The organism is Bartonella sp. AA9NXGY (assembly GCF_042196845.1).
In the GTDB taxonomy this organism is placed as follows: Bacteria; Pseudomonadota; Alphaproteobacteria; order Rhizobiales; family Rhizobiaceae; genus Bartonella.
Window position 1 is genome coordinate 239003 of sequence record NZ_JBHIRB010000002.1, and the last position, 12252, is coordinate 251254.

General features: G+C 34.3%; 12 protein-coding genes, 1 tRNA gene and 1 pseudogene. 3 read left to right on the forward strand and 11 right to left on the reverse strand.

Annotated features, from left to right (window positions below):
* Positions 1–393: 393 nt before the first annotated feature.
* Positions 394–483, forward strand: a tRNA-Ser gene (locus ACFIM6_RS02080).
* Positions 484–958: 475 nt separating this feature from the next.
* Here ACFIM6_RS02080 and ACFIM6_RS02085 read toward each other — a convergent pair.
* From ACFIM6_RS02085 to ACFIM6_RS02125, 9 genes and pseudogenes are all read right to left on the reverse strand, one after another.
* Positions 959–1306 carry a hypothetical protein gene (locus ACFIM6_RS02085; RefSeq protein WP_375611447.1) on the reverse strand — a complete coding sequence of 116 codons (348 nt, stop codon included), beginning with the start codon at positions 1304–1306 and terminating at the stop codon, positions 959–961.
* Complete coding sequence (locus ACFIM6_RS02090; RefSeq protein ID WP_375611448.1) at positions 1303–2178, reverse strand: MFS transporter; 876 nt, start codon at positions 2176–2178, stop codon at positions 1303–1305. The genes ACFIM6_RS02085 and ACFIM6_RS02090 overlap by 4 nt, the downstream gene beginning before the upstream one ends.
* Before the next feature lie 365 nt (positions 2179–2543).
* Positions 2544–2714, reverse strand: a complete 171-nt coding sequence (locus ACFIM6_RS02095; RefSeq protein ID WP_375611449.1) for a hypothetical protein — start codon at positions 2712–2714, stop codon at positions 2544–2546.
* A 1480-nt stretch (positions 2715–4194) separates the two neighbouring features.
* The gene (locus tag ACFIM6_RS02100) at positions 4195–4518 is read right to left on the reverse strand and encodes a cupin domain-containing protein (RefSeq protein WP_375611450.1); all 324 of its coding nucleotides are present in this window, start codon (positions 4516–4518) and stop codon (positions 4195–4197) included.
* Positions 4511–4684 (reverse strand): annotated as a pseudogene (locus ACFIM6_RS02105) (YqcI/YcgG family protein); the annotation flags it as partial. The gene ACFIM6_RS02100 and the pseudogene ACFIM6_RS02105, both read right to left, overlap by 8 nt.
* 76 nt (positions 4685–4760) lie before the next feature.
* Positions 4761–4850 carry a YqcI/YcgG family protein gene (locus ACFIM6_RS02110; protein ID WP_375611451.1) on the reverse strand — a complete coding sequence of 30 codons (90 nt, stop codon included), beginning with the start codon at positions 4848–4850 and terminating at the stop codon, positions 4761–4763.
* Positions 4816–5076, reverse strand: a complete 261-nt coding sequence (locus ACFIM6_RS02115; RefSeq protein ID WP_375611452.1) for a hypothetical protein — start codon at positions 5074–5076, stop codon at positions 4816–4818. The genes ACFIM6_RS02110 and ACFIM6_RS02115 overlap by 35 nt, the downstream gene beginning before the upstream one ends.
* A gap of 165 nt (positions 5077–5241) precedes the next feature.
* A complete protein-coding gene (locus ACFIM6_RS02120; RefSeq protein WP_375611453.1) occupies positions 5242–6447 on the reverse strand; it encodes an ATP-grasp domain-containing protein in 1206 nt (401 codons plus the stop codon).
* The gene (locus ACFIM6_RS02125; protein WP_375611470.1) at positions 6444–7634 is read right to left on the reverse strand and encodes a hypothetical protein; all 1191 of its coding nucleotides are present in this window, start codon (positions 7632–7634) and stop codon (positions 6444–6446) included. Before ACFIM6_RS02125 ends, ACFIM6_RS02120 begins: the two co-directional genes overlap by 4 nt.
* Before the next feature lie 1129 nt (positions 7635–8763).
* On the opposite strand from ACFIM6_RS02125, the gene tmk reads away from it, so the two are divergent.
* On the forward strand, positions 8764–9312 hold the full coding sequence (gene tmk, locus ACFIM6_RS02130) for a dTMP kinase (RefSeq protein ID WP_375611454.1): 549 nt from the start codon (positions 8764–8766) through the stop codon (positions 9310–9312).
* A gap of 600 nt (positions 9313–9912) precedes the next feature.
* Positions 9913–11124, forward strand: a complete 1212-nt coding sequence (locus ACFIM6_RS02135) for an MFS transporter (protein WP_375611455.1) — start codon at positions 9913–9915, stop codon at positions 11122–11124.
* Positions 11125–11443: 319 nt separating this feature from the next.
* On the opposite strand, the gene ACFIM6_RS02140 is transcribed toward ACFIM6_RS02135, so the two are convergent.
* Both ACFIM6_RS02140 and ACFIM6_RS02145 read right to left on the reverse strand, forming a co-directional pair.
* Complete coding sequence (locus ACFIM6_RS02140; protein WP_012754562.1) at positions 11444–11713, reverse strand: hypothetical protein; 270 nt, start codon at positions 11711–11713, stop codon at positions 11444–11446.
* Positions 11714–11715: 2 nt separating this feature from the next.
* Entirely contained in the window at positions 11716–12162 is a 447-nt protein-coding gene (locus ACFIM6_RS02145; RefSeq protein WP_375611456.1) for a hypothetical protein, read from the reverse strand.
* Between the last annotated feature and the right edge of the window lie 90 nt (positions 12163–12252).

A 12252-nucleotide genomic window follows, 5' to 3' on the forward strand; every position in this document is an offset into this window, starting at 1 on the left:
TGCTATTTAAGAAAATGCATAAGAGCCGCTTATCCTCTCTTAAAATGTTCTTCCCCCACATACCATCCCTTCCTATGACGTATAAGTAAGTGATTTTAATTATTTGGTTGTGTAAAACTATGGTCTGTATGCTAATTTTAAGAGAAGTATTTTTTTGTGAAGCAGAAAGTGCGTAAATGAGCATGAAAGTTTATAACTGGTGACAATCTTTTTATTCTCATTATTGTATTCTACAAACCTATCCACGAAAAAAGTTTTTTCTTAAAAAGAAGGGATGTGCTTGTTATTCAACAGATAAAAGCTCTTACTTTAATAAATGAATTTGTTTTTTGGGTTTTGAATGTATAGTTTAGACTTGCACGTTATTTCTTTCTGGGTATAGTGCGAACTTCTGGAGAGGTGGCCGAGTGGTTGAAGGCGCACGCCTGGAACGCGTGTATATGGGAAACCATATCGAGGGTTCGAATCCCTCTCTCTCCGCCATTAATTTAAAACGAACTTTCATATGCTTGATATGACATAGTTTAAAAAGCTCAGCATTTGCAGGATTTTTTATTGTTTGCAATTCACCAGTTCGCGTCGATCTATGCTTATCATTATGTACACCTAGAAATTGCTGTTGAATTTCCATGAATTTTATACTTTTTAAGCTCCTCTCCTCTCGATCTTGAGATAACCTGATCTAGTATAAACGATCTTTTCAAATATCATCACAGGATTTTTGCCATTATCACTAACTTCTGGTAGAGCTTTTAGAATTAATGGTGATCATAGTGCTATTTGCAATTTCGTTGATTAACGCGCTAAATGCGTTTTATCCCACATGAGAGGTAACGAATACCTCAGCTTTTCTCACGCAATGTGTTTATTTAAAATTAATGTCATGAATATTTGTACAAAATTTTTATCTATACGATAATCAAAAAAAGGCTGACGTAATATAATAATTGAACATCATTCATGCGGCGCTTTCTTTTATCTCTAAGCTTTGTATGTAAATAGATAGTCCGTGCAAAATAAATAAAGGGGCGCAAAAGCCTATAAATACACACAGGACGTATAATATAGAAAATGAAAAAAATTTTCCTGCATATAAAAGTACAATAGAGAATAAAGCTGTTATGATGCGTACACTGGCATCGCCTGCCAAAATCACCTCGGCTAAATTTTCACTAGGTGTGATAGCTTGTCCAATTGTTATTCCCGATACCCTAAAATAAAATTGCCCAATACCTAATAAAAATCCCATAATATAAAGGGAATATTGAGTAAAATTTAAATATAAAACAAAAGAGATTGCGATCACGGCAAAAGCCGGTGCCCCCATACAAAAAAACGAATTAAAGATGGAAATTTCCGTAAATAATAAGATGAGATAAGACCATTGATCACAAAACCCAGTGCTGACAAAGCAAAAATAGAATTTTGAATGGCTGTAAATTTTATATTATCTGATGTTATAGAAGCAAGAACAAGTGGCAATAAAACAATAGGCCCCGTATAGAGAGAATTATTCAAAATACGATTAATCGTTAAAAAACGCAACGCAGAAATCCGCCAAAGGCACCTGAACCCAACTCCATAAGCTTTTTGAGATGGCTTTTTTAATAGCTCTTTTGCTCTGTTTAGTTGTTGTATAGACTTTATACGAAACCATAAGCAGGCATTCAAAAGATAGATAAATACAATAAAGGCTATGGCTATTTTGTGCCCCAAATGCGCAATTATAAAATATATAAGCAATGGGGATATAATAACAAAAAACTGACAGCAACTAGTGTAAAATGCAAAAATTCCAGCTTTTTGTTTGGGAGCTGGAATCAGCTGATTCAAGGCACTATTGTTATTTGGGTTATCAGCCCCCATCAAGAGAGAAAGTAAAAAAAATACAAATAAAATAAGTACTGGATTGTTCATAAATAATAAGAAAGACAATAAACAAGCGCCAATAATTTGACTATAAAACCCAATTATAAAGCCTTGATAGTGCGCCAACACGTTTCCCAAACATAAGCCAGAAATTCCAATTGCGATTAAATTAACGACATTTAAAGTAGCAGACGCTTCTCCCGTTGTATCTTGGAATTGTAACAAAGAAAGGCCAATAGATAATACACCACTAGCACAAAAACTCGTCAAACAACCAATCACAATCATAAGAAAAACAGAATTATGCAATAGCCTCCTCCCTCTTAAACAGAGACTCAAGCCATTTTATGATTTTCTCCATTGTCGAATATGGTTCGGTACTAAATTCCAGTTTTTCATAAAAGTTTAGTTCAAATGCGTTATAGGCACTTATTTTTTGAAAGTCATCTGTCAGCATGAATTCTATACTTGGCAACGTTGTACCCATAGATTGAGACAAATAATAGGAAATTACTTTCCAATACATATAGGTACACTCTCTTGCCAAATAATTTTCCAAGGCATATTTCAAGTGACAACCACTTAAAATATATTTCGGACAATGGTGCAACGGATAATAAATACAAATAGCACCGGCTTCATGTCCCAGACAAGAAGAAATATTAATATTTTTATCATTTCATAATATTATAAAAACGCTCAGTGAGCAGATCTTCCAAATTTAGTCTAGTCACAACAAGATTGGTTGCTAATTTTTGAGAAACATGAGACCAAGCCAATCTTACTACTAAAGTTCCAATAACCTTTAAGTCAGATTCTGGATAAGCTTTTTTTAAATTTTCCACCCATATGTCTCTGTGACATATAATAATTGGCTCATCTCGTCTGAATGAACAAGATGTAATTCTAAACCAATATTATCACAAAGTTTTGAGCTCTTGAATTCTCCGTATCCTAATCTGGTATTCTTAAATCATCATAGGAACTAAGAATTTTTAAGTATTCCAACTTTTATTAAACTTTGTAACAATCTATTAGAATCTCCCCTTCACTGACTTCGACAATTATTTTCTCACCACTACAAGAACAAAAAATTATCTTTGAATTTGCTTACTTTTAGAAAGAAAAATGAGCAATACTTTTCCTTAACTAAAAGAAACACGCTCTATACCTTTTTCTTTATGATTATCAAAAAACTATCCCGTTACAATTAACCATCAATTATTAGAATAATATTCTGCGTTTAGCCTAATAAACTGTTATAATCAATGTTTTTCTCTGTTCTAAAAATCAGTGCTTTTCATTCTAGAGATACTCGTAATTGCTGTAAAATCTTTCCCAAATAACACGATCACCCTGAGAAGTTTTATACATACACACTACATTATACGGAATGCTATGTATTTTTTAACTTACTCAACTAACAAACATCTTTTAATGGACAAAATAAATCACGAAATTTCTGTGCTGTCACAATTCGAAAAACAATCATATATCTCCCTCCAATGATAGACGATGTCATTAGAAGAAAGCTTTAATGATATTGGTAGAATAAATTAACCAGAAAAAATTGCAGCGTTGATGGAATAAATTCTATTTTATACCTTGTAATTCTATCTAAATTTTAATCATTTTTGTTAAAGGTTCTTATGCAATTTTTTCTACATTCAGCATCATTTTACCACTTGTTGGCAACAAAAGATTAATAGCTAAATTCACCTATGTCATAATAGTTCTTTTTTGGGTAAAATAGGACATCTTCAATTTCGATATATAAATATTTTAATTCTTTAATATATTCTCTTCACATGCTTTAGATTAACAACACAACAAAACCCAAAATAAAAATATTTATTTTACTTAAGTTATTGAATATTATTTAAAAAGTATGGAAATAAAGTGATGCAAGAGTTAAAAATTATTTAAAAATTCAAATCCATCTACATTTTAGAGCCATCACGCATGGTAATAGCAGTTTTCATTAGGTATACTAAATATGCTTGATAACTTTTCTGCTTCATGCTTGTAGGGAATTTCAGATAGAGATAATACCAGAATCCATTCGTGAATGCTCGACAATAAAGCTGTAAACAAAATTATTTCCTTTTTGTTTAATCCGTTAAGCTTGATCCATTTTTTATTCCTAAAGAATAACGTTCTATTTTGTACTGTAAAATGCGGTTTCTGAAAAGTTTCTACGTTGGTTTGGGTAGAGGACGTAAATTTCATAGCCTTATTTTCCGCAGAATCTATGGGCGCATTATGGGAAGCAGGAGTAAAAGAATAAAATCCTGTATGAGAAAGAATCCATTAAAGAGCGTGCGGTTACCCATCTCTAATATCTCCAATAGTGAGATTTTCTGTAGCAATTGCATATATGCATCCTACATCTGCCGCAATTGATTTGTGCCTTGTATTGGCAGGTAGATGTATAATATCTCCTAGTGTACAGGTTATATGTTTTTCGCTATAGAAAAAATCTAACTCTCCCTCTATAATTAAGAGAGTTTCATCGACCTGGTGAATATGCCAATCGTGTATTTTTTTTGGAAAATCTCTTTGTATCTCTATTGATCCTTGCTCTGGAAGCATCATTTTGAATATATCATGGATATTTTTATTTAATTTAATTTTAGAAAATTTAGTCATTATCGTGCTCCATTATATGATATGGGCAAGGTGGGGATTCAATATTATTATCTTGCAGGAAGTATTGCGTCCATTCTCTATTTTGGGGGGCGCCATATTTTCCTAAAAAAGGAGATTTTGTGATAATATCAAAAGGTTCAAGCTTTTTTCCTACAACGAGAATGCATTTTTTGCTTTTTGTTCTGTAGAGAGAAGATCAGAAAAAACCCACCTAGGCTGGAAAGTTAACATAAATATAGAACTTACTTAATTCTGTTTATATAAGACGGGGTATTGTAAACTATGAATATAGGTTCGCTATGAAAGCAGAACTCCCATAGACGATTGTACATATTTTTTGTATATACTTAGGTCATTCTCGGTTGTCAAAATCTCGCAAGTTTTTAAGCATAGATCAGAATTTTTCTCTATAAACTTCGATACTTTGTATGGGGCCGGCTCCTCGAATGTAACAAAAGATGTGTTTTTTCCAAAACTTTTATAATTATCGCAATAAGTTATCAGGTCTTCCATCATATTTTTTGCGGTCAACTTATTGTAGAACCCAAATCTAAGCATATTTTTTGAGTATCCATTTACACCGAATAGGCAGAAAAGGCCTAATTGTGTTATTCATGGTTGCATTGAATTCTTTAAAAATGACTTGCTTCCATTTTTAATACTTGTCTATATTTTCAATTGACTGCGCTTCTGAATTCATGTTTTCCTCCCAATTGCTGTATTTTATAAGAAATTGCTACGAATAATCCTCTCCAAAGCTGATAATTCATCATCATTGTGTCCCCAAATTGCTATAATAGCTGGGCAGGTATTTAAATCGATGGTTAGGGGGAGGGGCTCGTTTTCTTTAAAAAAAAGCGTAAAATGAACCACATTTTCCCAAGAATGAAGCTTTTGCCGCCATACGTTAACATCTTTTATAATATGACCGTCGATCTCGTTGATAAGGAAGATAATACGCCCTTTTTTCTTAAAGCGACTTGGGGTTTGCGAAAACACGCCTGCAATAAGGTTAACGGAGCTTTCAAGTAAACCATCTTCATAGCAATGCGCGAACAAGGTGGGTGCAATTCCTCCGTGGAGGCGGGCTCCTACTTCGATCATCACTGGACCACGAGCTGTTTGCATGATTTCCATGTGCGCAGGTCCATATTCAATCCCCAGCGCGCGAATGCATTGTTTTGCATAAGAGATAAGAGAGGCATAAGAGGGATCTTGAGAATCAAGCACATCAAGCGTTTCATAAACAAAAGTACTTCCATTATGAATACCTTTTTTATATCGTGACAAACTACATATTTTTATAGCCTCTCCCTTTACAACGGCATCGACGATGTATTCCTCTCCCTCCAATCTTTCTTGGAGCAAATAGGCCTCGTTAGGTGCGCCAAAAATATTTTTTTTCTTCCAGTCGATTTCAGAGGCCCACGTTACTACTTCCTCAAGATTAGAGAAAAACAAAACACCATCACTCCCTGCAGAATCATTTGGCTTTACCACATAGCCGCTGTGGCTTTCAAAACCATCGAGAGTACAATCGTTTTTTGTAAGAATCTTTGATCGGATGTAAGATAAACCATTTTCACAAAGACGTTTTTGCATCGCTGCTTTTTTCCGTCGCCAATCGGTAGTCAAGGGGTTATTCCCAAGACAACCATAATAAGCCGCCAATTGATCTGCACAATAAATACCCCCTTCGGCGCCTGCGACCACGGCCTCTATCGCGCCGATAGGAAAGCGTTTCTTTATCTCATCTACACTATGAAGCTTCGCTTCTGCCATGCCCTCTCCCTGATAAGAAAGCATATAGTGTGAAAAAGGAGCTTGTTGAGAGACAACACCATAACAAGCATAGCCTAATTTTTGCAAAGCAGGGCCATAGAGGGCACCCGTGGAGAAAGGGTCGACAATAAGAATAGGTTTTCTCATACTTTGTTCCGCTGTGATAAAAGGAAAAGAACATAAATAAAGATTATTAGCCCTATAAGGGGCAGAAGATAAACAGCTGCTTGAGGACCCATAAGGGCAGAGCTTGTAAGAAGACCAAGAATGACATAACCTGCCGACTGGGAGAGAGTATAAAGCATGCCGCTATAGCTTCCCACCAGCTCTGCTTGAGCCTCTGTTTTGGTCGCTTCAATCGTATGTTTGCGGGCATTAATTCGCATGGTATTCATTGAAAAGCCAATAAAAAAGCAAAAGACCACAGCCAAATAGGGCGATTGTGTGGTGCTAAAAATAAGATCAGCTACGCTCAACATAAGGGCTGGGAGAATAAATTCAAAACGAGGGATTTTGATAAAAGCAGCCAAAAAAGCGCCCATGCCCGCAACCGCACTGCAAAGCCCATAGTATTCAGAGCCAAAATTTTTCACACTCTGAAAAAGAATGGTTGCCAGCGTATTATAAGCGCAAATATGAAAGCCAATAAGTCCTATGCAGACGCATAAAAGTTTAAGCTCACGGGAGAGTCCATCCGCTTGCGGTGTAGGTGCTGGCTTCTTACCAGTTGCAAGTGCTGTGGTATCTGTAGCGTTGTATTCATCGCAAAATATAATATATCCGGCTATAAGGCTTATAATGATGTCAAACACACAAAGTGTCACAATCAAACCATTATAACCGATTTCAGCCGCTGCCCCTCGAGGGCTGGTCGCTTCTAAGAGATAACCACTTAGTGCTGCTCCCAAAAATGCGCCAATTTGCACCACTGTTTGCATAATGCGGGAAGCCTTTTGGGCGCTAATATAACCACTAAGTGCTAGTTTAGTATTATAAGTCTCGAGTGTGCTTAAGGTAATCAAAGAGAGATAGCCGATAGAGATAGAGACAGCGATAAAACCAAAGGGGGAATCAGCGTAATGGAAAAGAGCAATCAATAAAAGAAGGCTATAGATAATGATCCGCCTTTTGTATAAATCGACCAACCGCAATGAGGCTTTAATGCGCACAAGACCGCTTTTTTTCAAAAGATAGGGCATAAGGGCGCCCAAAGCCATGGTTACGCCCAGGAAAACCGATGAGGATGTTATGCGATAAGCATTCCAAAGATTACTTAAAAATAAAACCATATCAGAAAGATACAGCAGGACAACAAGCCCATAAAACCGAAACATCAGTTGTTTGTGCACATTATCCCCCCATGTTAAATACACATGCTATAAATTATACATTTTTACAAAAAGCTAATATATATGTTGTTAGGCATGTCAAGTTTTTTCGATAGAAGCATGATACAGATTTGAACGATAACGTTTCTCATAGCGATAGCTAATTTTGGAGAAACTGAGAGCGGAGGCGGTTGGTATTTTTACTGTATCTCTTGTGAGTTGCTTTTCCAATGAGGAGTTTCTTCGCTAAATGACCAGTATAGCTATGTTCTTGGGAGGGCTGTGTTTGCACTCTTAAGATTTCCTCCATTTATACTCAAGGTTTAGGTTTTTCTATTGACCGTTGTTAGATGTTGTTGTGACAATAAACTTCGTTATCTATCAGAAACATTTATGGCATTAGCGCTAAGGTATTGTATTAAAGCCTTTACATAGTAGTCTTTTTATAGGGAGAAGGTATTATTGGTTCAGTTTTAGGAGGCTTTATTACGGCTGATTTGGGCGTCGTCGTTGTTTGAGGTCTTATTATAATATTCTTAGTTTCAGTTTATGAATATACCGAAAAATATAGTGAAACATTTGATTCAAACGCTTTTGCTAGGCATATTTCAATATCTCAGCGATGTTTTCCAAGAATTGCTCTGCTGCTTTTTGACGGGATCGGATATCAAATGCTTATAGCGAGGGCAGTGGTTTGAGAAAAGATAGAGTTGATTTCATTATCTTCCTATGGAGCGCAATCTAGTAGCAGCTCTTAAGGGACAATAATATACTGAGATCGAACTCATTTCTATACACTTACACGACGCTATAGGAGTAATCCTCAGAAACTCTACTAGAATTCGTCAAAAAATGACAGGTTATGGAGTGTGAACAAAAAAATATATTTTTTACAAATACTTAATCTCATTTTAAGTTGTCTAAAATATAACATTATCTTAAAACTAAGTCTATATACCGCCATTTATCATAAAGTTAATAAGTTATACAAAATGCGGGAGTATTGTGTTTTTCTGTTTAGAGACGAGTTAAAAAACACCTTATTAAACATTAAGAGATTTCAGATATAAAACAATTTAACTTATGGAAAGTATATAGACAAAATGTATCTTGATAAAAAAGTTTATAACTCCATGTGGTCTTCAAAGAAATTGCTCGCCATTACTCAACAGAAAAACATATAATAAGAACTTCTCAACCCAGTTATTGGTATAGAAATAATCCAGAAATTAGAGATTACTTAGATAATGGAAAAGCAATTGATCCGTTGCTTTTAGCACTCTTATCAGCGACAGATAGACGCAAATATACGCTTGAAATTATTGAACCTTCCTTAACGTCATCGCAAAATTTATTAATTAGCGATCGATATGTTTATTCTAGTCTTGCTTATTTTTATGCTCAAGAGCTTTCTGTTGAAAGTGTCGTTAAATTAAATCAATCTATTCCAAGACCTCATATTACATTTTATCTTCATTTACCGCCCATTACTATACTGGAACGGTTGCAGAAAAGGGATAGTTTAAACTTAAAATATGAAGAAAAACTCTCTTTTATTGAAAAAATTTACAAAGTATACAAAGTTTTATCGGAAATAGATGAGCGGTTTATAACAATTGATGGAACTACTCCTGTTTCTTTAATTCATCATCAAATACGACATCATATAGATAAGTTTTTTTGATTATGAATAAAATCATTTATTAATCAATTTATCCACGATAAATCCTCCTTTATGTATTCTTACTCTAAATCTGAAACTTTAGAGATGTGATTGCAATAATTTAACTGCTCAGGAAAAATATCACGTTATATATTTTAATTAGAAAACTAACTGTAATGGGCTTGTTTTAAAAGATTTAGAGAAGGGGAGTAGAAAAATTAGCAATATTTATTGTGAGGATAATAGTATGTTTATTCTTTTAGAGACGAAGTGTGGTGATAGAAGAACGACATGGAGGAATATACTCGAGCATATTTTAGTGCACAGAATAATAAGGACAATAATGTGAGTGAAGCTTCCATACCGTAAAATTGTTTCACATATGTATAAAGGTGTAGCTTCTGAATAAAACGCACATAAAATATTAATTTTGTTTTTGTCCATAAATGTTCCGTTTTCATAGAAGAATTAATCATAAAACAGCACAAAGATTGTAAAAGCCTCAAAAAAGAAATTTTGCTTTCTTAAATTTAATGATCTAAAATAAAAATTGTAAGAATGCCTGTTTTTAAACAGGATGTATCATGCATATCGACTGGTATTCATTTTAGAGGATAATTTATGTTCACTTCAAATTTGAAGGAACGCATTGCTTTATTTGAAAATAGAACTTTTCTCTATTTTACTTTGAGCGGCTTATTTGCTACATTTGGAAGTGGACTAAATTATATTACATTGTCATGGCTCGCTTACAATCAGACGGGCTCAATCCGTGGTATAGCGTTGATGATGCTTTTTCTTTGGACGCCTGGCATTATTTTTGCGCCTATTTTTGGCATATTGGCAGATAAATATAACCGTAAAACGCAGATTATTATTTCAAATCTTGTGAGAGGTTTGGTAATTGTAAGCTGGGTAATGCTTTGGCATTTTGGTATAGAAATTGAATTGATGGTCTTATCTGCTCTTTTGGGTATTTTTATCCCTTTTTATATGCCATCAGCTATTTCTTTAATTCAAAGTATTGTGCTGAAGGAACAGCTCATCAATGCAAATGCAACCATCGATATGGTTTATGAACTTGGCACTATCGTAGGTATGGGCTTAAGTGGATTTATACTGTCCTATGCAGGAACAAAAGGAACTCTTCTAATAGGTGGTATATTCTTTATCATTGCTGGTTTATTTAATTTTGCAATGAAGGTACCTAAAAACCGAAGATCTAAAAAACAAAACCAGCAAAATTGGTGGGAAAATTATACAGCATCCCTTCATTATTTTAAACAGAATCCAGCTCTTGTTGTACCTTATATAAGCCAGATGATTATTATGACTCTTTTGATGACCATTCCTGTTATTCTCGTTCCTTATATACAAGAGGTTTTACATGCGGATAACAGGACCTTTGCAATATTTGAGGTGCTTTATTCTATGGGTGTATTGACAGGTGCGTTTTTTTCACCACTTCTTTGTAAAGTTTTATCCATAAGGAAAACATTAGCCATTTTATTAGCTTTTATGGCTATTGGCCTTGCTATTCTATCTGTTAATACACACAATTTTGTTGTTTTTCCTGTTTACTTTATGATTGGATTTGGACTTTCGAGTTGGGCTCTTTCGATTTCTTTATCACAACTCTCTTGTGATCCTGAATACCAAGGAAGATTGCAGGCAAGTTTTAATGGTATCTCTGGATGCTTGATCCTCGGAGTCTATCTCATTATGGCAAGCGATAACAGTAGCATATCACCTCAATCGATATATTTTTTTCAAAGCATTGTTGCGTTTGTTGGAATACTCATAGTGCTGTTTTATAAACATGAAAAACAATAAATTACATTTAAGTGTGGACAACATACGCTATTTTATAAATATTTACGCTGCAGTACATTTCACATTTTTCTTTTAAAGGAGAGTTGAGAAAATGTAAAAGTTGGTGCTTAATGAACAAAGCATAAATTGATGTATGCTAGAGAATACTCTCTATTTTTTGATAATGATCTAAAAGAATTGATGCGTTTCTTTAATTCATCTCACTGTTGTTAAGAAGACGAAAACGTAACACTTTAAATCTTCTTGAAAGTTTTTTGTTTAAGCGTAGTAGAAAGTAAAGCGATGAGGGAATATCGTATTACATGGGGAGAGTATTGTATTATTTTTGTTTTTCAAAATCCATATGAAAAATTGTATCAATTTCATCTTCATTGGAATGAGTATTTCTACGACGATGCAAGGTTTGCACAATCTCTTTTTTTAAAACAGCATCTGTTTCACTTAAACGGTGAATACTGAGTTCCAATTCAAGAGATAACGCCAAATCCACGCACAGTTTAAGCTCTTCTCCAATGTCGAAACCGCGTTGATAGTCGTCATAAAGACCAACCAGTGTATCAGATAATTCTTTATCGCATAAAGAGGTCATGCTTAATTCCTCAACGTTGCGGGTTTCCATGCAGCTTTTTTAAGTATCACTCCACTATCATCACTTAAAATTGCCATGTATACGAACCTCATGGTTTTGTCAATTTTCTGCAAAATACGCGCTTTTAAATCAAAGCCTATTAAAGATTTTATTACTCCAAGATTTTGAAGCGCCCAATTGTAAATATGGATGGCAATGTGTTTACTATAGAATTTATAGCATTTAAAATACATTGCCAAAAGGCTTTTAATATGCGTAGAGGAAGAGTATTCTGACGATAAACCAAACACCCTGAAATCTCTATTGCCAGTTACAGCTAAATCAGTGCCATTAATATATAAAATAAGCAAACAGGGTTTGTAAACGTCTAACTTTTTAATAACGAGTGATAATCTCGTTTTTTGTAGAATACCAATTATTTTGCCTATTTTATATTGATTTTTAGACATTGATAAACTTTTTACCTTATAAAAACCTATGGGAAATGCATTTGCATATTTTTGTAATAAGATTTCAGTGGTATATTGCACAGCATGAAA